This window comes from Actinomadura montaniterrae, from assembly GCF_008923365.1.
Taxonomy (GTDB): Bacteria; Actinomycetota; Actinomycetes; order Streptosporangiales; family Streptosporangiaceae; genus Spirillospora; species Spirillospora montaniterrae.
The window spans coordinates 1-18319 of sequence record NZ_WBMR01000186.1; the positions used below are offsets into that span (position 1 = coordinate 1).

Consider the following 18319-nt stretch of genomic DNA (forward strand, 5'->3'; position numbering starts at 1 on the left):
CGGCTGATCGGCCAGGACGCCCCGGCGCCGACCCGGCTGCTCGCCGAGGGTGCCGCCCGCGCCACCGGCGGCCGGTGGCCGCGGGCGGCGCGGCCGCGGCCTAGATCTCGAGGTTCTCCTCGATGTCGCGGAGGCGGTGGCGGGCCAGGGCGAGGTTGGCGCGGGTGCGGTCCAGGGCCATGTAGAGGAACAGGCCCTTGCCCTTGCGGCCGGTCACGGGCCGGATCAGGTGGTACTGGGCGGAGAGGCTGATGAGGACGTCCTCGATCTCCTCCTTGATGCCGAGTTGCTCGATGGTGCGGAGCTTGGCCCGCACGACCTCGGTGTTCCCGGCGGCGGCGACGGTGAGGTCGAGGGCCTTGGAGCTGCCGAGGTGGCCGAGGGCCATGCCGCTGTTGTAGTCGACGACGGCCGCGCCGATGGCGCCGTCGATCGTCATCATGTCCTTGAGCGACAGGTCCAGGTTGGACATGGGGTCTCCCTTTCGGTTCGTCGTGGTGCGCGGTCACGGGCGGCGCGGTGCGGTGAGCGGGGTCAGGTGCGCGGGGTCAGGTGCGCGGGGTCAGGTGCGGGCGAGGTGCGCGGCGATGGCGCGGGCGGCGGGCCGGGCCTCCAGGTGGAGGCGCCCGACGTTGGCGCCGGCCTCGGCGAGGACGGTGAGGGACGCGGTGGGCCCGGCGGCGTAGGTGACGACGTAGCCGTCGACGCCGCGGATGACGACCTCGTGGAACGCGCCGCCGTGCGCGGTCTGCGCGATGCGGTGCGCGAGGGACAGCCCGGACGCGGTCACCGCCGCCATGCCGGACGGTTCGACGGACGGCGGGAGGTCCGCCGCGACGAGCAGCCCGTCGGCGGACGCGACGAGGCTCCCGGTGAGCCGCGGGACGCGGGCCCGCAGCGTCCGGAGTTCCGCCGTCACGTCCGGTTCCGCCGCCGGTGCGGTCGCGGTCGTCGCTGGTACGGCCACCTTCGTCAGCCTTTCGATCAGTTTCCCGAAGCGGTCGCGCACGTCACCCGAGTTCCACCAGGGCGGCCCGGAGCCGTGCGAGCAGGTCGTGGTCGGCCGGCGCCCACTCGGCGGGCGGTCCGGCCTCCTGCGGCGGGAGCGGGCCCGGCGGCGGGGCCGCGGGCGTGACCGGCGAGGCGGGCGCCGGGTCGTTCGGCGGGGTGCGCAGCAGGGCCGCCGCGGCGAGGCCGCGGACCGCGAGCAGGCAGGCGAAGGCCGTCCGCCCGAGGTCGCGGGCCAGCTCGGCGGGGGTGCGCCGGCCGTCGGCGTTGAGCAGGATCTCCGCCTGGAGCCCGGTGAGGATGACGCGCTGGCGCCGGACGCGCCGCACCGGCACGACGGGCGCCGCGTCGGCGTCGCCGTGCGGCCAGGCGGCGTCGAGCAGGGTGCGGCGCCGGCGCCGCTCGTGGATGAGCGTCGCCGCGGTGATCCGCCGGGCGGGCCCGTGCGCCGGGGGCCCTCCGGTGAACACCGGCTCGGCCCCCGAGCCGAGCAGGAAGTAGGCGGCGTCGAACAGCGCGAGCAGCGCCGGCAGTTCGGGGTCGGGGCCGCCGAGGGCCCCGGTGAGGTCGCCGGGGCCGGGCGCGTGCCGGCTCGCGGCGTGGGTGACGGCTCCGCGGTCGAGGTGGAAGGCGCCGTCGCCGCCGACGCTGAGCAGGCCGGTGGCGCGTTCGCGTTCCAGCATGCCGAGCGTGCGGGCGACGCGGTCGCCGGTGGCCGCGGTGCTCCGGTCCGCCATGTCAGCGCCCGGCCATCTCGTCGACGAGGCCCTGCAGCCGCAGCCGCGCGAGGGCGAGGTTGCCGTTCTCGCGGTCGACGAGCAGGTGGACGAACAGGTGCCCGTCGAGGTCGGCTCCGGTGAGGGCGAGCAGGTGGTACCCGCCGGTGCCGCAGACGATGATCTCCTCGACGTCGTCGCCGGCGGCGGTGGCGCTGAGCGCGGGCGAGGCGAGCACGGCGCGCACGACGTCGGTGGCGCCGGCGGCGTCCTCGTGCTGGTCGACGAGGTCCTCGCGGCCCGCGCTCGCGACCGCGAGGCCGCTCGCGCAGTCGATCAGGGTCACCCGCCGCGCCCCGGGGATCGTCATCATCCGTGCCAGGCAGTCGTCGATACCGGCCACTCATTCCCCCACCGAATGAGAGTTGCAGGAAAACCACCGTAACCCGGTCTTTGTCCCTCGCGCCGCGAAAGCGGTAATGCGCCACGCACGGGGCAAAACGGGGTATAAATACCCCCCAGTATCGCAACCGGTCAGCGACCTCCGGGATACGGAAGATTCCCGGAGGTCTGGAATCGGCCGGAACTTTCCCACCCGTTGCGGAATGACCGCAATCACCGGCCCCCGCGCCGCCCGGCGCCGCCCCCGGCCCCGCCCCCGGCCAGGCGGCCCGCCGCGAAGTCAACTCCGGGGACGCACGAAGCACCGCACCCCGCCCCCGGAATTTCGTCGGCCGCCCAATAGCACCGCATTTCCCGCGCGTGGTTGCGTGGACCGCATGGGAATCACCGACGAGCGCCACCCGGCGATCAGACCGCGCCGGGTGACGTTCGACTGGACCGCAACGCCGCTGCACTGGATCCCCGGCGCGCCCGTCGCCTCGCATTTGATCAATTATTTCCAGATCCTGCTGACGACCGGCGAGAAATGGTTCGTCCAGTGCGTGCAGGACGCCGCGCCGCACATCACCGACCCGGTGCTGCGCGCCGAGATCAAGGGGTTCGTCGGGCAGGAGACCGTGCACTCGCGCAGCCATCAGGGCGTCCTGGACGACCTGCTCGCCCGCGACGGCATCGACACCCGGCCCGTCATCGACGGCGCGCTGGCCGGCCTCGCCGGGCGCGCCGCGCTGATGTCCCGGCTGGCGGAGGAGGACCCGCGCCGGTTCCGCCGCCGGCTGCTGTTCGAGCTCGGCGCGATCAGCGCGATCGAGCACTACACCGCCGTCCTCGGCCAGTGGATCATCGACAACGAGCGGCTGGACGCCTGCGGCGCCGACCCCACCATGCTCGACCTGTTCCGCTGGCACGGCGCCGAGGAGATCGAGCACCGCTCCGTCGTCTTCGACGTCTACCGGGCGCTCGGCGGCGGGTACGCGCTGCGCTGCCTGACCTGGGCGGTCGCGGTGGCGCTGCTCGTCCGGGCGCTGGTCGCGGGGACGTTCGACCTGCTGCGGCGCGACCCGTCGATCACCCGGCGGGTGACGGTGCGCCGCGTCTACCGGTCGTACCGGCGGTCGGTCCGGGCGGGGCACGTCTTCGGGCTGGGCTCGCTGCTGCTCGAAGGCCGCGTCTACCTGCGGCCGTTCCACCACCCGTCCCACGTCTGCTCGACCGAGGTCGCCCTCGACTACCTGAAGCGCTCCCCGGCCGCCCGCTCCGCCGGCTACGCCTGAGCATCCCGCCCCCCGGATTCCGTTAGCCGAGCTAAGAGGTAGCGTGAGACGGTAGCCAAGCAAGCATATGGTTGGGGGGACGATGGAGTTCGTCGACGCGCACGTGCACTACTGGAACCTGAGCGAGCACGAGGACTGGTACCCGGGCCTGCAGCGGTTTTTCCCCGAGGTGTACAGCGACTACCTGCCGGACGATCACCGCGCCGACGCGGCGAAGGCCGGCGTGGACGTCACCGAGGCGGTGCACGTGTCCGCGAGCTCCGCGCCGCGCGCCTACCTCGCCGAGACGGCCTGGCTCGACGGGCTGCACCGCGCCGACCCGGCCCGGCCCGCCGCGATCATCGGCGGCCTCGACCCGCGCCGGTCGCCGGACACCGTCGAGGCCGACCTGGACGCCCAGGCCGCGTCCCCGGCGTTCCGCGGCGTCCGGATGCTCAGCGGCGTGGACCCGGCGGCGGAGACGACCGCGTCCGCGCTGCGCCTGCTCGCCGGCCGCGGCCTGGTGTTCGACCAGATCATCCGGCCCGCCGAAGCCGCCGCGTTCGTCCCGGCGCTGTCCGCCGTGCCCGGCCTCGCGGTCGTGGCGGAGCACACCGGCTGGCCCGAGCGGGACGAGCCCTTCGCCGAGTGGCGCGACGGCATGGCCCGGCTCGCCGCGCTGCCGAACGTCCACTGCAAGATCTCCGGCCTCGGCATGGCGCTGCGCACCACGTCCGTCGCCGACCTGCGCCCCTACGTCGAGGGCTGCCTGGACCTGTTCGGCGTCGACCGCTGCTTCTTCGCCAGCAACTTCCCGGTGGACGGCGTGGGCGGCACCTACGCCGACCTGCTCACCGCCTACCAGGAGATCACCGCCTCGCTGACCGGGCCCGAGCGCCGGGCCCTCTTCTCCGGAAACGCCCGCCGCCGCTACCGCCTCGCCGGGTAGGCGGGTAGCGGAGTCCGCGCGCGATCGCGGCCACGCGACGGCCGCTCCGGAACGGATCGGGGCGGCCGTCGTCGTGCGCGGGGAGGCGCGTTGGACGCGCGGCCGGGCGGCGCGGTTCGTGGTTTTTAGGGGTTTGACCCGATATGGCCAGTACGCCATCCGGAACCCCGGCCGGTCCGAATGGCCTTCGCAAGCGGCGCACAAGGCGCGCCGCCGTCGCGAAGAAGGAAGTACCGCAATGCCAGGGATCGCTTCGGCCCGCTCCAGGGCCGCCGTCCTGCTGGCCGCCGGGGCCGCGCTCGTCGCGGGGGGCCTGGCCGGCCTCGCGCCCGGCGCGGCCACCGCCAGCAGCCACCGGGAGGCCCCGCTCATCTCGGGGCAGCCGCAGTACGACAACACCGACGTGTACGCGTTCGTCAGCCCCGACCGTCCCGACACCACGACGCTCATCGGGAACTGGCTGCCGTTCGAGGAGCCGGCCGGCGGGCCGAACTTCTACAAGTTCGCCACCGACGCCCACTACGACATCAACGTCGACACCGACGGGAACGCCCAGGCCGACCTGACGTTCCGGTGGACGTTCCAGGACCACGTCCGCGACGGGAGCACCTTCCTCTACAACACCGGTCCCGTCCGCAGCCTCACCGACCCGAACCTCAACGTCCTGCAGACCTACGACCTGACGCTGCTCAAGAAGTCGAACGGCACCGTCGTGTCGCGGACGGCCCTCGCGCGCGGCGTGCCCGTCGCGCCGTCGGACGTCGGACGCGCGTCGATGCCGGACTACGCGGCGCTGCGCCGGCAGGCGCTGCACCCGCTGACCGGCGGCGCCGGCGGCTGGTCCGAGGGCGGGCAGGTGTTCGCCGGGCAGGCCGCCGACCCGTTCTTCCTCGACCTGCGGGTCTTCGACCTGCTGTACGGCGGGAACCTGTCCGAGGTCGGCAACAACACGCTGCGCGGCTACAACGTCAACAGCGTGGCCCTCCAGGTGCCCACGAAGATGCTCACCGGGGGCGGGCAGCCGATCGTCGGCGTCTGGTCGAGCACCGAGCGCGGCAACGCGAGCGGCTGGTACACCCAGGTCTCGCGGCTCGGGAACCCGCTGGTCAACGAGGTCGTGATCGGCACGAAGGACAAGGACCGGTTCAACGCCTCCGTCCCGTGGGAGGACGCGCAGTTCCTGCCCTACGTGACCGACCCTGGCCTGCCGAAGGTGATCCAGAAGGTCTACAAGACCCCCGCCCCGGCGGCGCCGCGCAAGGACCTCGTCCAGGTGTTCCTGACGGGCGTGCGCGGGCTGAACCAGCCGCCGAACGTCCGCCCGGCGGAGGAGCTGCGGCTCAACACCTCGATCCCGCCCGCGCGCACCCCGAACCGGATGGGCGTGCTGGCCGGCGACAAGGCCGGGTTCCCCAACGGGCGCCGGCTCGGCGACGACGTGGTGGACGCGTCGCTGCAGGTCACCGAGGGCAAGCTGCTCGGCGCCAAGACCGACCTCGGCGACGGCGTCGACGCGCCGGACCGCGCGATCGGCTCGTCGTTCCCGTACCTGGCGCTGCCGTACTCCGGTTCCGCGACGCGCGGCGCGCCGGCGAAGGACGCCGCGGCCAGGGGCAGCGGGAAGCGCACCACCCAGCTCAACGCCGGGAACGCCGCCAACTCGGAGCCCTCGGACGACGGCTCCTCGCGGCTGCTGCCGATCGCCGCGATCGGGGCCGGTGCGCTGTTCCTGGGCGGCAGCGGCGCCGTCTGGTGGCTGCGCCGCCGGGCCTAGCGGTTCCGGCGCCGCGGCCCGCGAAGCCGGCCCGGCCGCGCCGCGCCGCCCCTCGCGGCACGGCCGGGCCTCCCCCTCTGCCCTGTTCTTCCTAGCCTTCTGGAGATGTCATGCGTGCTGTGCCGACCCGGCGGCGGGTTCCATGGCCGCCGTCCCTGACCCACCTGACCACCCGGCTCATGACCGCGGCGATCGTCGCGGGGCTCGCGGTCGCGCTGACGATCGCCGCCGCGGTCGCCGGCGGCGTCCTCGGCCGGACGGCCGATCCCGGGCCCGGCGCCGGCGGGACCGACCCGCAGGCGTACGGGCAGGCGGCGGGCGGCGGTACCGCCGCCGGGATCGGCCGGCTCCAGCGGCACCTGCGGGCGCAACCGCGCGACGCGGAGAGCTGGACGGCGCTCGGCCTGTCCTACGTCGAGCAGGCCCGGCTGACGGCCGACCCGTCCTACTACCCGAAGTCGGCGGCGGCGTTGCGGCGGGCGCTCGCCGTCCGGCCCGACGCCAACGACGGCGCGCACGCGGGGCTCGCCGCGCTGGCCGCCGCCCGGCACGACTTCGGTACGGCGCTCTCCGAGGCGGACGCGGCGCTCGCGATCAACCCCTACGGCCAGAGCGCCCTGGCGGTACGGATCGACGCGCTGGTCGAGCTCGGCCGCTACCCGGAGGCGATGGCCGCCGCGAAGCACGCCGACGCGGTCCGTCCGGGGACGCCGGTCTTCACGCGGCTCGCCTACGTCGACGAGCTGTACGGCCGGACGGGCGAGGCGCGCCGGGTCCTCAGCCTGGCCGCATCGTCGGCCACTGCCCCCGCCGACCAGGCCTACGTCCACGACCAGCTCGGCGAGCTGGCCTGGAACGGCGGCGACCTCGCCGCCGCCGGCCGGGAGTTCGGCCTCGCGCTGCGCCACGACCCCGGCTACCTGCCGGCCGTCGACGGCCGGGCCCGCGTGGAGGCGGCACGGGGCCGCACCGCGCGGGCGCTCGCCGACCACGCCCGGGTCGTGGCCGCGCTGCCGCTGCCGCAGTACCTCACCGGCTACGGGGAGCTGCTGGAAGCGCGCGGGCGGACCGCCGACGCCCGGCGGCAGTACGCGGTCGCCGGGAGCTGGTCGACGCTCGCGCGGGCGAGCGGCGTCGCCACCGACCTGGAGACCGCGCTGTTCGAGGCCGACCACGGGAACGCCGCGACGGCCGTGGCCGCCGCGCGCGCCGAATGGGGACGGCGGCGCAGCGTCCACGTCGCGGACGCGCTCGGCTGGGCGCTGCACGCGAGCGGGCGCGACGCCGAGGCGCTGCCGTACGCCGAGAAGGCCCTGGCCACCGGCTACCGCAACGCGTCGTTCCGCTACCACCTCGGCATGATCGAGAAGTCGCTCGGCCGGCGGTCCGCCGCGCGCCGCGACCTGGCCGCCGCGCTGAGGCTCGACCCGTCCTTCTCGCCGCTGCACGCCCCGAAGGCGCGGGCGGCGCTGTCCGCGCTCGGAGGTGCGGCATGATCACCGCCACCGCGACCGCCCTGGCCGCCGCCGCGCTCGCCGCCGGGCCGCTGCAACCGGCGCAGCCCGCACGGCCGGCGCACCCGCTGGGGAACTTCACCGTCAACCGCTACGACGGGCTCGTGGTGGCCGCGCGCGAACTGCGCGTCGACCACGTGCAGGATCTCGCCGAGATCCCGGCCGCGCAGGTGCTGCAGGGCGGCACCGACCCGGGCCGGTGGGCCGGGCGGGCGTGCGCCGACGCGGCCGGGGCGCTGCGCGTCACCGTCGACGGGACACCGGTACGGGCCGCCGTGCGGTCGGCCACCGCCCGAACCCGGCCCGGCCAGGCCGGGCTGCCGACGCTGCGGCTGGAATGCGCGCTGAGCGCGCCGCTGCGGCTGCGGCTGCGGCCGGCGGGCTCGGTGATCGCCTTCCGGGACGCGGGCGCCGCCGGCCGGACCGGCTGGCACGAGATCACCGCCGCCGGGGACCGGACGACGCTGCGGTCCTCGGACGTCCCGGCCGCGTCGCAGAGCGCCCGGCTGACGTCCTATCCGCAGGACATGCTGGCCTCGCCGCCGGACCGGCGCGCGGGGACGCTGCGGGCGGTCCCCGGCGGTGCCGCGCTCGCCCCGGCGGCGCCGGCGGAGCCGCCCGCGGCGTCGCGAGTGCTGCCGCGCGGCGTGGACCGGCTGACCACGGCGTTCACCGGCCTGATCGCGCGCCGCTCGCTGACCCCGGGGTTCGCGCTGGTCGCGCTGCTGCTCGCGGTCGTGCTGGGCGCCGCGCACGCGCTGGCCCCCGGCCACGGCAAGACGATCATGGCGGCGCAGGCGGCCGGCCGGGGGCGGCGGAGCCGGCGCGACGTCCTGCTCCTCGGGGCCACCGTCACGGTCACGCACACGGCGGGGGTGCTGGGGCTGGCCCTCCTGGTCGCGGGGGGCTCCACGCTCGCCGGGCCGTCCGCCTTCGGCTGGCTGGGCGTCGCCAGCGGCCTCTTCGTCGTCCTCGCCGGCGTCGCCCTCCTCCGCCGCGCCCTCCACCACCGCCACCACACCCACGGGCACACCCACGGCCACGGCCACGGGCACGGGCACGGGCATGCTCACCCGGCGGCGGGGATGCCGCGGCGCGGGACCGTGGTGCTCATGGGGTTCGCGGGCGGGCTGCTGCCCAGCCCGTCGGCGGTCGTCGTCCTGCTGGGCGCCGCCGCCGTGGGCCACGCGTGGTTCGGGTTCCTGCTGGTGCTCGCCTACGGGCTCGGGCTGGCGCTGACGCTCACCGCGGTCGGCGTGCTCGTCACCGGGATCGGCCGGCGGCTGGCCGCGGTCCTGCCGCGGCTGCGCGCCCGGATCCCGCGGCTGCCACGCATTCCCGCGCATTTGGTGCCGACCGGATCGGCGGTCCTGGTGGTGATTCTCGGTGCGGGCTTGACGCTGCGCAGTCTGCCCGCCGTACTCGGATAGCAACGGCCGGACTTCCGGAGAGGGGCTGGGCCATGACGACGGGACCGCACGACCCGTCCAGGACGGCGCGCCGTCCCCGCGGGCCCATGGCGGGCCGGCGCGAGGACCTGCGCGGCGCCCGGCTGGACGCGCTGCTCCGCCGGGTCGCCGGGGGCGACGCCGGCGCGTTCGAGGAGCTGTACGACGCGACCGCGGCCGCCGTCCACGGGCTGGCCCTGCGGGTGCTGCGCGACCCGGCCCAGGCGGAGGAGGTCGCGCAGGAGGTCCTGGTCGAGGTGTGGCGGACGGCCCGCCGCTACGACCCGGCCCGCGGCGGCGCCATGGGCTGGATCATGACGATGGCGCACCGCCGGGCCGTCGACCGGGTCCGCTCGGAGCACGCCGCGGCCGCCCGCGACGACCGCGCGGCCCGCCTGGAGCCGCCCGCCGCGCACGACGGGGTGGCCGACCTCGTCATGGACCGGCTGGACCGGCAGCGGCTGCTCGACTGCATGGACCACCTGACCGGCCCGCAGCGCGAGTCCATCACGCTCGCCTACTACGACGGCCACACCTACCGCGAGGTCGCCGACCGGATCGGCGTCCCCCTCGGCACGGTCAAGGCCCGGATGCGGGACGGGATGATCCGGCTGCGCGACTGCCTGGGGGTGGCGTCATGAGCGACGACGTCCACGCCCTCGCCGGCGCGTACGCGCTGGACTCCCTCACCGGCGACGAGCGGTCCGCCTTCGAGGCGCATCTGGCAAGCTGCGAGTTCTGCGCGGAGGAGGTCGGCGGCCTGCTGGCGACCTCCGCCGTGCTCGGCCGCGCCGCCGCGGCGCCACCGCCACCGAGGCTGCGCGAGCTGGTCCTGACCGAGATCGCCCGCACCCCGCAGGACGGCGCGGACGAGCCCGCGCCCCGGGCCCCCCGCCGCCGTCCGCACCTGCGCGTCATGCCGCTGCTGGCCGCCGCGTGCCTGCTCGTCGCACTGGCGACCGGGGGCTACGCGGTCGCGACGCGGCGGAGCCTCGACCGCGCCGACGACCGGTCCGCCGCGATCGCCGCCGTGCTGTCGGCGGGCGACGCCCGGACGGTCTCCGGGCCCGCCGGGTCCGGCGGCACCTTCACGGTGGTGTCCTCCGCCGCGCGGGGCAAGGCGGTGGTGGCCGGGTCCGGGGTGGCCGCGCTGCCGGGGTCCAGGACGTACGAGCTGTGGACGATGGGCGCGCGCGGCGTGCGGCCCGCCGGTCTGGTCCGTCCCGGTTCGGCCGGACGCATCGCGCCGCGCGTCGTCGCCGTCCCGCCGGGCGCGGACCGGGTCGGCGTCACCGTGGAACCGGCGGGCGGCTCCCCGCAGCCGACGACCACGCCGATCACCGTCCTGCGGCTGTGACGCCCCCGCACCACCCCACACCGCCTCGCACCGCCGCGTCATGGGAAGGACCGATGGACACGACCCTGAACCCTCCGATCCCCGCGGCCATCGGCCCGTACACGGTGGTGCGGCGGCTCGGCGAGGGCGGGATGGGCACCGTCTACCTGTGCCGTACCGCCGGGGGCGGCGACGCCGCCGTGAAGCTCATCCGCCCCGGCCTGTCCGCCGACCCGGGCTTCCGCCGCCGCTTCGCCGCCGAGGTGGACGCCGCCCGCCGGGTGGCCTCGTTCTGCACGGCCGCCGTCCTCGGCCACGGCGTACACGAGGACCAGCCGTACCTCGCCACCGAGTACATCGACGGCCCCACGCTCAACGAGCACGTCGCCCGGACCGGCCCGCTCCCGCCCGGCACCCTGCACAGCCTCGCCGTCGGGGTGGCGGCCGCGCTGACCGCCGTGCACGCGGCCGGGCTGATCCACCGCGACGTCAAGCCGCAGAACGTCATCCTGTCGATCACCGGGCCGCGCGTCATCGACTTCGGCATCTCCCGGGCCGTGGACGGCCCCGCCCTGACGGCCCGCGGGATCGTCCTCGGCACGCCCGGCTGGCTGGCGCCCGAACAGCTGCACGGCGCCGACCCGGACCCGGCGTGCGACGTGTTCGCCTGGGGCTGCCTGGTCGCCTGGGCGGGGCTCGGCCGCCACCCGTACGGCACCGGGGACCTCCTCGCCGTCGGCAACCGGATGCTGCACGCCGAGCCCGACCTGGACGGCCTGCCCGCGGGGCTGTCGGACGTGGTCAGGTCCGCGCTGTCGACCGATCCGGCGCGGCGGCCGACGGCGCGGAACCTGCTGCTCACCCTCACCGGCGGCGACGCCACGCCCGCTTCGCTCGCCGCCGCGACCCGCCTCGATCCGGCCGGCTTCGTCCCGGCCACCTTCGTCCCGCCGCAGGACCCGGCGCAGGACCCGGCGCAGGACCCGGTGCAGGAACCGGCGCAGGAACCGGCGCAGGAACCGGCGCGGGAACCGGCGCCGACGCGGGCCGCCGCGCCCGCGTGGCGTGACACGCGGTCGTGGCCCGTGCGCAGGCTCCTCACCGGCGCGGCGGCGTTCGCCATCGGCCTCGCCCTGCTCGTGCTCGGCATCCTGCTGCTCCCCCGGTGAGGTCAGAAGCGGCCGGCGGCGATGAACACGGCCATGGCCAGGTAGACCACGTTCGCCACGACGGCCGTGCGCTCGTCGCGTCGGAGGTGGGTGGCCATCGCGCCGACCATCAGCAGCACCCAGCAGACGGCGGTCACCGGCACCATGACCGGCGCGACGTCGACGGCGCGGGGCACCACGATGCCGATCGCCGCCAGGACTTCAAGGGCGCCGAGCGTCTTGACGAACGCGGCGCTCCGGTCGCCGGTCCAGCCGCCGGCGGGGGCCGCGGCCAGCTTCTCCTTCGGCACGATCAGCTTCGTCATGCCGCCGAACAGCATGACGGCGCACAGCAGGCCCGCGACGATCCACAGCGCGAGGTTCACGGGGTTCTCCCTTCCGGGGACGGTGTGTCGTGCACAAGACACCGGCCGCCGGGCGGGCGTCACGGGAAGGGACCGTGAGACGCGTCACCGTCACACGCCCGTCGTGGAACCGGGACGGACGATCATCACGATGGTGACCGCGGCCCACAGCACGATCGAGACGATCAGCCAGGCGTCGCCGAGGACGCCGAGGACGCTCGCGGTCGTGAAGCCGAACGCGGGGACCGCGAGGCCGGCGGCGGCGTAGAGCCGGCGCCCCGCGGGTCCGCGCTGGAGCCGCTGCTCGGCTGGCTCCAGGAGAACCTGGCCCGCCACGGACCACCCGGTCGAGCGCATCGCGGAGCAGGTCGGCTTCGGCTCGCCGACCGCGTTCCGCGACCGTTTCAAGAGGACGACCGGCGTCAGCCCCCACTCCTACCGCCGCGCCTTCATCTGACGCGCCGCAGGGTCAGGACGTGGTCCGCTTGTAGTTGTAGAGGTACGTGGCGAGCCGCCCGGAGACGGCGTCCAGAGCGTGCATCTGCGCGCCGTCGGACGTCGGGAGGAACGCCAGCCCCTCGGTCTCCGAGCCGGACGGCAGCGAGGACGCGCGGTCGAACACGTCGGTGACCTGGCCGGTGTCGGGGTCGATCCGGTAGATGGACTTCGCGTCGTTGTTCGAGGACGCGTAGAGGTCGCCCTCGTAGATCTTCGCGCCCTGGATGCTGCCGATGGTCGTGCTGAGCGGGACCGTCTTCACCAGATGCAGGTCCGCGAGGCTGTAGACGTTGAGCGCGGGCGTCGGGTTGTAGGCGGACGAGTAGACGTAGCCGCGCGCCGCGTCCACCGCGACCCAGGGCGCGCCGTCCGGCTGCACGCTGAGCGGCAGCGCGTACGAGGTGCCGGTGTACGTCAGCGTCGACGCGTCGTACAGCGCGATGTAAGGGTGCTGGTAGTCGCTGCCGTCCTCGATCGGGGCGTAGATCTTGCCGTTGTAGTAGTCGATGTCGCCGATGTGGTTCGCGCCGAGCGCGGAGAGCTGCGCGGGGATCGCGAGGGGGTTGGACGCCAGCACCGTCCGGCTGTCCAGGGTGACCCGGCTGAGCCCCAGCTTCCACGAGAAGTACCAGGTGGTGCCGTCGGTCGCGATGCCCTGGGACCGCTGCAGGGCGTCCACGAGGTAGTAGGTCTGCCGGGACGCCTGCTGCCACGTCTCCGCCGCCGAAGCGGCCGGGGCCGCGGCGAGGGCCAGTCCGGTCAGGGCCAGGGTGCAGGCGATGCGCCGTCGCATGGGGGACTCCGCTCTCCGGGGGATGCGCCGGACAGATCATCCGACACCCCCGCCGCCCGCGACAGACCCAGCCCGCGGCTCACCCCTCGCGGTCGGGCGCCGCCCCCGTCCCGCGCAGACTCCGCTGGAGCCGGATCAGCGGGTCGTCGCCGTCCCGCGTGCCCGACGGGCCCGCGGCCTCCTTCCGCACGAACCGGCCCGCGTCCGACCTCGTCCACTCCCGGACGGCCCACCGCTCCGCGATCGCCCACCGGCCGTCCCGCCACGCCATGTGGTCCACGAACCGCACGCCGCTGGTGAAGTTCGCCCGCGGATCGTCGGCGGGCTCGCCCCAGTGCACCGACGTCCCGTACGTCTCGCTGATCGCGGTGTCGCCGAGCAGCTCGACGAGGTGGTTGGCGACGATGTGCATCGTCCCGCCGCGCAGGGCCCGCAGCTTCGGCTCGACCCACGCGATGTACTCGTCGACCGTCCCGTCGAAGCCGGTGTGGTGGTCGACGGCGTCCGGATGGTACGCCGACCGGACGAGCCCGAAGTCCAGCCGGTCGATCCCGCGGCAGTACCGCAGGACGGCGTCATGGATCTCCCGCCGATCGGACCACTCGCTCCGCTCCGCACCCATGACGCCCGAGTCTGCGCGCTCCGCCCTCGCCGCCCCCGCAAGATCCCGCTCTCCGAGACCCTCGCGCCCCGACCCCGCCGAGCAGGAAGCCTGCCCGGTCGCCGTGGCGCCCCGCACGGGTCCGGGCCGGGCGTCCATCGCTACGTCGTTGAGCGGACCCAGCCGACGTGCGCTGTCATGACGTCAGGAAGACCGCGGCCGCCTCGTCGGCGAGTGCGGCGGGTCGCGGAGCGTCTGGATCCGTTTGCGTCAGGTGCGACAACCCGAGGATGGCCGCGTAGGCGACCCGTGCCCTGGACGCCGCCCGGTCCGGCGTCAGGCCGAGCTCGCGGTACGTACTGGCCAGCATGTCCAGCCGGGCCCGGTTCACCCGGCGGACCGCGTCCCTGACCCGGGGGTCGTTGCGGTCGCCGAGCAGGCTCAGGTGCACCGACGGCGCCAGCGGCTGGACGGTGCGCAGGACGGCCGTGAGCAGCTCGCGAAGCCGCTGTGCCGGATCGGCGATGACGGCGAACTCGGCGAGCCCCTCCTCGGCGTGGTGTACCCACTCCGCGAGCGCCGCCGCGATCAGTTCGTCCCGGTTGCGATAGTGCGCGTAGAAACTGCCCTTGGTCACGCCCAGCGTCCGCGCCAGCGGTTCGACCGCGACCGCGGCCAGCCCACCGTCGGCGATCGCCTTCAGCGCGACCCGCGCCCAGTCCTGGGCGGACAGCCGGGTCGACTCGTTCACCACGAGACACAGGATACGCCCGCGTATTGACCCGCCCGCGAACGGAGGATACGGTACCGTATCAATACGCCACCGTATCAATACGCATGAGTATCAAGGAGTGGGCGGATGGAGCACGCGAAGGTTCGCCGGGTGGTCACCGGGCACGACTCCGCGGGCAGGGCCCGCGTGGTCGATGACCGTGCCGTCGAGCCCATCACTTCCGACCTGATGCCCGGTTGTGCGGCCTACCGGTTGTGGGGCCGGGACGAGCGGCCCGTGTTCCCGGACGACGGCGCGCCGCGCCCTGCCGAGGCGTACTACCCGCCCCGGGACGGCACCCGCTTCATGATCAACACGATCGCACCGGGCGAACCGGTCCCGCCTCCCGGTCTCGACGAGGCCGCGGCCCTGGCCGCACTGGAGCGGCTGATGCCGGGCGCGATGGCCGCGATGGAGCCCGGCCCTCCGGGGATGCACGTCACCGACAGCCTCGACTACGTCCTGGTCGTCTCGGGCGAGGTCACGCTCGAGCTCGACGACGGCGAGCAGACGGTTCTGCGGGCAGGCGACACGGTCATCCAGAACGGCACCAGGCACACGTGGCGCAACCACGGCACCGAGCCGTGCACGATCGTCGGCGTCGCCATCGGCGCCGAACGCACCCGGCCCGCGTAGCCACGCCGCCGATCAGACCCTGATAGCTGTGAACACGCCGGCTGGGGCACCCGGGCAGCCGCCGCCCGGATGCGAGGCAGACTCACGAGCGTGGCCACCGGCCAGAGTTAGGGCAGGTCCAAAGTGCCGCTGCGAATACGAGCAAGAAGCGCGGCGAACGACGCACGGTCTAGCGTGACGTGCCCGCCGTCCCGATCCTTGCTGTCCCGCACACCGACCCCCATCGCGAGCGCGGCCAACTCGACGCAGTTGCTGCCCTCGTGCGTTCCGTTGCTGTAACTGGACTTCTGCCACTGAGCCTTCATGCCAGCGATTCCAATGCTCGTCGGATGACGTCCCTTGACTGGGCTCGATTCAAGGCATCCGCGCCAATGCGGTCGAGCCGCAGGGCCAGTTCGCGGACCTCCTTCGGGCCTCGCATCAGCTTTCCCCCCAAGGGAGCCTCGGTGAAGCCGATCAGTTCACGACCGACGGTCATGATCTTCATGGGGCCGACCAGCCCATGGTGGAAGCCCTGACTGCGGGGGACGATCCGCAGGATGACGTGCTTCCTCTCCGAGATTTCCAGGAGGCGCTCCAACTGCTCACGCATCACCTCCGGTCCGCCGATCACACGATCGATCACGTCCTCGTCGATCAGCATGCACAGTTGTGGAGGGTCCGCCGCGCGGAGGAGTTCCTGCCGAGCCATCCGCGTGGCGACGGCCGCTTCCACATCTTCCACCGCCCCCTCCAACATGAACAGGGCCCGAGCGTAATCGGGTGTTTGGAACAGGCCCGGGATGAACGACCGCTCGTAGACTCGAATCATGGACGCTCGGGCCTCGTCCCTGAGGTGCTGCATCTGCCAGCGCGCATCGTGGACGATCTCGGCGTGGAAGGCGATCCATTCCAGTAGGCCGCCGGTCTCGTAGAGGGCGTCCAGGCCGCGTATCTGGCCCTCGTCGGGCCGGAGCAGACCGGACTCCCAGTGAGAGACAGTCTGCCGAGCGGCGTTCACCTCGCGGCCGACGGCGGCACAGGACAGGCCGTGCTTCGTCCGGAGAACGTGCAGGTAGACGGCGAACAGATCCCACAGCGAGGACGTGGGGTCGAGCTCTTCTCGGCGCGTCATCGCAGCCCCTCCATATTCGATCTTGTCTCTCGTTGCTCAGATCCGTGGCCAAGATAGCCCGGGGCATTCACTCTTGGAGTGGAACACCGAAAGATTCGCAGAAAAGGTGGTGATCGGGAAGTGGACGGGTTGGCGGACGCTTTCGAGTGCTGCCTCAAACCGATTCCGGAGGCGGCGCGGGAGGCGCGGCAGCTCGTCTCGGTGGCGTGGTCGCATTGGGAGCTGGGCGACGACTACATGGCGCGGCTCGTCGTGTCCGAGCTGGTCACCAATGCGATCGCGGCGTCCGGGAAGGCCGGCGGCGACCCTGCAATAAAGGTAGTTTGCCGCCTTTCCGGGAGTTGTCCGGTTATTGAGGTGTGGGACGGGAGCGACGAGCTTCCAGAGATGCGCTATCCGGCGCTCGGCGACCTCGGAGGCCGGGGGCTGCCGCTGGTGGCCTGCCTTTCCGGGGGCTGGACGGTGGAGAAAAGACCGGGAAAGGGGAAAATCGTGCGGGTCGAGCTGGGCGGTGCGGCATGACGCCCTCGCAGGACTATCTCGAGTCGATGGCGCTGATCATCGGCGGCGCCATGACCGTCTCGCTGGCGTTCGGGATCCTGCTCGGCGCGGTCTTCGCGCCGGGCCCAGGCTGGAGGCACGAGGGCAGGCACCGGAGGGAGAGCGACGGCGTCGGCCGTGCGCCTGATCGGCCCGGTGGCCTAGGGGTCCACCGGGGCAGAGGGAAGCGGTTCTCCTGGCGCGTCGACCGGTGACCGCCAAAGACTCAGGGCCGCCGGACCGGGTGGTCTGGCGGCCCTGTTCGGCCGGTTCATCGGGGGTTATGCCTTGTTGAAGGTGTGCTTGGCCCACAGGTAGGACACCACGGCGATGCCGGCGCACCAGGCGACCGCGATGGCGGCGTCGTTGCCGATGTGGGTTCCCAGGAGGAGGCCGCGGAGGGTTTGCATGATGGGGGTGAAGGGCTGGTATTCGGCGAACCAGCGCAGGGCGGTGGGCATGGAGTCGGTGGGGACGAACCCGCTGCCCAGGAAGGGCAGGAAGACCAGCGGCATCGGGGCGTTGCTGGCGGCTTCGGGGGTGGGGGACTTCAGGCCGAGGGCGATCGACAGCCAGGTGACGGCCACGACGAACAGGACGAGCAGTCCGGCGGCGGCGAGCCATTCCAGGGCGGTGGCGTTGGGGCGGAACCCGATCGCCAGGGCGATGGCGATGACGGCGATCATGCCGATGATCTGCTGGATGACGCTGCCCACGACGTGGCCGGTCAGGACAGAGGCGCGGGAGATCCGCATGGTGCGAAAGCGGGCGATGATGCCTTCGGTCATGTCGGTGGCGACCATGACGGCGGTGCCGGTGGCGGCGGTGGCGGCGGCCATGAGCAGGATGCCGGGCAGGACGTAGTTGACGTAGGTGTGGCGGCCTCCGCCGCCGCCCAGGCCGTCGCCGAGGGTGCCGCCGAAGACGTAGACGAACAGCAGCAGGATGATCACCGGGGTGATGACCAGCTGGACGGTCATGGACGGGTAGCGGATCAGGCGCTTGAGCTGCCGGCGGGTCATGGTCGCCGAGTCGCGCGCCGCGAGGGACAGGGAGTTCATCGCACGGTCTCCTGCTTCTGCTCGTCGTGGTGGGGCTGGCCGGTGAGGGTGAGGAAGACGTCGTCGAGGTCGGGGGTGTGGACGCTGAGGTCGGCGATGTCGATGGAGTGCTCGTCCAGGCGGGTGAGCAGGTCGCGCAGGGCGCGGACACCGCCGTCGGAGGGGACCTGCAGGGTGAGGGTCTCGGGGTCGGCGGTCCCGGTGCCCAGGACGCCGCGGGCGGTGTCCAGGTGGTGGGCGTCGGCGAAGGTCAACTGGATGTGGCCGCCGGGGATGAGGCGTTTGAGGTCGTCGGCGGTGCCTTCGGCGATGAGGTGGCCGTGGTCGAGGAGGGCGATGTGGTCGGCGAGTTCGTCGGCTTCTTCGAGGTATTGGGTGGTGAGGAAGATGG

25 protein-coding genes are annotated in these 18319 nt (G+C 73.7%); 12 read left to right on the forward strand and 13 right to left on the reverse strand.

Annotation, left to right across the window (positions count from 1 at the left end):
• Positions 1 to 100: 100 nt before the first annotated feature.
• The 4 genes from F9B16_RS38810 to F9B16_RS38825 form a co-directional block, all read right to left on the reverse strand.
• Positions 101 to 472 (reverse strand): hypothetical protein, encoded by a 372-nt coding sequence (locus F9B16_RS38810; RefSeq protein ID WP_151545228.1) that lies wholly within the window; start codon positions 470 to 472, stop codon positions 101 to 103.
• Positions 473 to 562: 90 nt separating this feature from the next.
• Positions 563 to 967 carry a roadblock/LC7 domain-containing protein gene (locus F9B16_RS38815; RefSeq protein ID WP_151545229.1) on the reverse strand — a complete coding sequence of 135 codons (405 nt, stop codon included), beginning with the start codon at positions 965 to 967 and terminating at the stop codon, positions 563 to 565.
• Positions 968 to 1010: 43 nt separating this feature from the next.
• Complete coding sequence (locus F9B16_RS51590; protein ID WP_192809204.1) at positions 1011 to 1745, reverse strand: transcriptional regulator; 735 nt, start codon at positions 1743 to 1745, stop codon at positions 1011 to 1013.
• Position 1746: 1 nt separating this feature from the next.
• Positions 1747 to 2127, reverse strand: coding sequence for a hypothetical protein (locus F9B16_RS38825; protein WP_151545230.1), 381 nt, complete (start codon positions 2125 to 2127; stop codon positions 1747 to 1749).
• Positions 2128 to 2503: 376 nt separating this feature from the next.
• Here F9B16_RS38825 and F9B16_RS38830 point away from each other — a divergent pair, with 376 nt between their 5' ends.
• The 8 genes from F9B16_RS38830 to F9B16_RS38865 all read left to right on the forward strand — a co-directional run bounded on the left by F9B16_RS38830 (position 2504) and on the right by F9B16_RS38865 (position 11569).
• Positions 2504 to 3400, forward strand: coding sequence for a metal-dependent hydrolase (locus tag F9B16_RS38830; protein ID WP_151545231.1), 897 nt, complete (start codon positions 2504 to 2506; stop codon positions 3398 to 3400).
• A gap of 82 nt (positions 3401 to 3482) precedes the next feature.
• Positions 3483 to 4328 (forward strand): amidohydrolase family protein, encoded by an 846-nt coding sequence (locus tag F9B16_RS38835; protein ID WP_192809205.1) that lies wholly within the window; start codon positions 3483 to 3485, stop codon positions 4326 to 4328.
• Between the two features lie 238 nt (positions 4329 to 4566).
• Entirely contained in the window at positions 4567 to 6102 is a 1536-nt protein-coding gene (locus tag F9B16_RS38840) for a DUF4331 domain-containing protein (protein WP_151545233.1), read from the forward strand.
• A 110-nt stretch (positions 6103 to 6212) separates the two neighbouring features.
• Positions 6213 to 7598 (forward strand): tetratricopeptide repeat protein, encoded by a 1386-nt coding sequence (locus F9B16_RS38845; protein WP_225992329.1) that lies wholly within the window; start codon positions 6213 to 6215, stop codon positions 7596 to 7598.
• Positions 7595 to 9046 carry an urease accessory protein UreH domain-containing protein gene (locus F9B16_RS38850; protein ID WP_151545234.1) on the forward strand — a complete coding sequence of 484 codons (1452 nt, stop codon included), beginning with the start codon at positions 7595 to 7597 and terminating at the stop codon, positions 9044 to 9046. Before F9B16_RS38845 ends, F9B16_RS38850 begins: the two co-directional genes overlap by 4 nt.
• Positions 9047 to 9078: 32 nt before the next feature.
• Positions 9079 to 9705, forward strand: a complete 627-nt coding sequence (gene sigK, locus F9B16_RS38855; protein ID WP_151545235.1) for an ECF RNA polymerase sigma factor SigK — start codon at positions 9079 to 9081, stop codon at positions 9703 to 9705.
• Complete coding sequence (locus F9B16_RS38860) at positions 9702 to 10421, forward strand: anti-sigma factor (protein ID WP_151545249.1); 720 nt, start codon at positions 9702 to 9704, stop codon at positions 10419 to 10421. Before sigK ends, F9B16_RS38860 begins: the two co-directional genes overlap by 4 nt.
• A 53-nt stretch (positions 10422 to 10474) precedes the next feature.
• Entirely contained in the window at positions 10475 to 11569 is a 1095-nt protein-coding gene (locus tag F9B16_RS38865) for a serine/threonine-protein kinase (protein ID WP_151545236.1), read from the forward strand.
• 2 nt (positions 11570 to 11571) lie between these two features.
• Here the strand turns inward: F9B16_RS38865 and F9B16_RS38870 are convergent, their stop codons facing one another.
• On the reverse strand, positions 11572 to 11934 hold the full coding sequence (locus F9B16_RS38870) for a DoxX family protein (protein ID WP_151545237.1): 363 nt from the start codon (positions 11932 to 11934) through the stop codon (positions 11572 to 11574).
• Between the two features lie 90 nt (positions 11935 to 12024).
• Positions 12025 to 12249 carry a hypothetical protein gene (locus F9B16_RS53090; protein ID WP_225992330.1) on the reverse strand — a complete coding sequence of 75 codons (225 nt, stop codon included), beginning with the start codon at positions 12247 to 12249 and terminating at the stop codon, positions 12025 to 12027.
• Between the two features lie 19 nt (positions 12250 to 12268).
• Between F9B16_RS53090 and F9B16_RS53095 the strand changes: the two genes are divergently transcribed.
• Complete coding sequence (locus tag F9B16_RS53095) at positions 12269 to 12370, forward strand: AraC family transcriptional regulator (protein WP_225992332.1); 102 nt, start codon at positions 12269 to 12271, stop codon at positions 12368 to 12370.
• A gap of 12 nt (positions 12371 to 12382) precedes the next feature.
• On the opposite strand, the gene F9B16_RS38880 is transcribed toward F9B16_RS53095, so the two are convergent.
• The 3 genes from F9B16_RS38880 to F9B16_RS38890 form a co-directional block, all read right to left on the reverse strand.
• A complete protein-coding gene (locus F9B16_RS38880; protein ID WP_151545238.1) occupies positions 12383 to 13204 on the reverse strand; it encodes a YncE family protein in 822 nt (273 codons plus the stop codon).
• 79 nt (positions 13205 to 13283) lie between these two features.
• Positions 13284 to 13826 carry a nuclear transport factor 2 family protein gene (locus tag F9B16_RS38885; protein WP_151545239.1) on the reverse strand — a complete coding sequence of 181 codons (543 nt, stop codon included), beginning with the start codon at positions 13824 to 13826 and terminating at the stop codon, positions 13284 to 13286.
• Between the two features lie 175 nt (positions 13827 to 14001).
• Positions 14002 to 14559 (reverse strand): TetR/AcrR family transcriptional regulator, encoded by a 558-nt coding sequence (locus tag F9B16_RS38890; protein WP_151545240.1) that lies wholly within the window; start codon positions 14557 to 14559, stop codon positions 14002 to 14004.
• Positions 14560 to 14664: 105 nt separating this feature from the next.
• Between F9B16_RS38890 and F9B16_RS38895 the strand changes: the two genes are divergently transcribed.
• Complete coding sequence (locus F9B16_RS38895) at positions 14665 to 15213, forward strand: cupin domain-containing protein (protein WP_151545241.1); 549 nt, start codon at positions 14665 to 14667, stop codon at positions 15211 to 15213.
• Between the two features lie 107 nt (positions 15214 to 15320).
• Here F9B16_RS38895 and F9B16_RS38900 read toward each other — a convergent pair whose 3' ends face one another.
• Both F9B16_RS38900 and F9B16_RS38905 read right to left on the reverse strand, forming a co-directional pair.
• The gene (locus F9B16_RS38900) at positions 15321 to 15518 is read right to left on the reverse strand and encodes a DUF397 domain-containing protein (protein ID WP_151545242.1); all 198 of its coding nucleotides are present in this window, start codon (positions 15516 to 15518) and stop codon (positions 15321 to 15323) included.
• Positions 15515 to 16327: a helix-turn-helix domain-containing protein gene (locus tag F9B16_RS38905; protein WP_151545243.1), complete on the reverse strand. Its 813-nt coding sequence runs from the start codon at positions 16325 to 16327 to the stop codon at positions 15515 to 15517. The genes F9B16_RS38900 and F9B16_RS38905 overlap by 4 nt, the downstream gene beginning before the upstream one ends.
• A gap of 78 nt (positions 16328 to 16405) precedes the next feature.
• Here F9B16_RS38905 and F9B16_RS38910 point away from each other — a divergent pair, with 78 nt between their 5' ends.
• Together F9B16_RS38910 and F9B16_RS38915 are read left to right on the forward strand one after the other, a co-directional pair.
• On the forward strand, positions 16406 to 16849 hold the full coding sequence (locus F9B16_RS38910) for an ATP-binding protein (RefSeq protein ID WP_151545244.1): 444 nt from the start codon (positions 16406 to 16408) through the stop codon (positions 16847 to 16849).
• A complete protein-coding gene (locus F9B16_RS38915; protein ID WP_151545245.1) occupies positions 16846 to 17082 on the forward strand; it encodes a hypothetical protein in 237 nt (78 codons plus the stop codon). The genes F9B16_RS38910 and F9B16_RS38915 overlap by 4 nt, the downstream gene beginning before the upstream one ends.
• Before the next feature lie 66 nt (positions 17083 to 17148).
• Here the strand turns inward: F9B16_RS38915 and F9B16_RS38920 are convergent, their stop codons facing one another.
• Positions 17149 to 17928, reverse strand: coding sequence for an ABC transporter permease (locus F9B16_RS38920; RefSeq protein ID WP_151545246.1), 780 nt, complete (start codon positions 17926 to 17928; stop codon positions 17149 to 17151).
• A partial coding sequence (locus tag F9B16_RS38925; RefSeq protein ID WP_151545247.1) for an ATP-binding protein DrrA1-3 family domain-containing protein occupies positions 17925 to 18319 on the reverse strand: 395 nt, incomplete at its 5' end. The genes F9B16_RS38925 and F9B16_RS38920, both read right to left, overlap by 4 nt.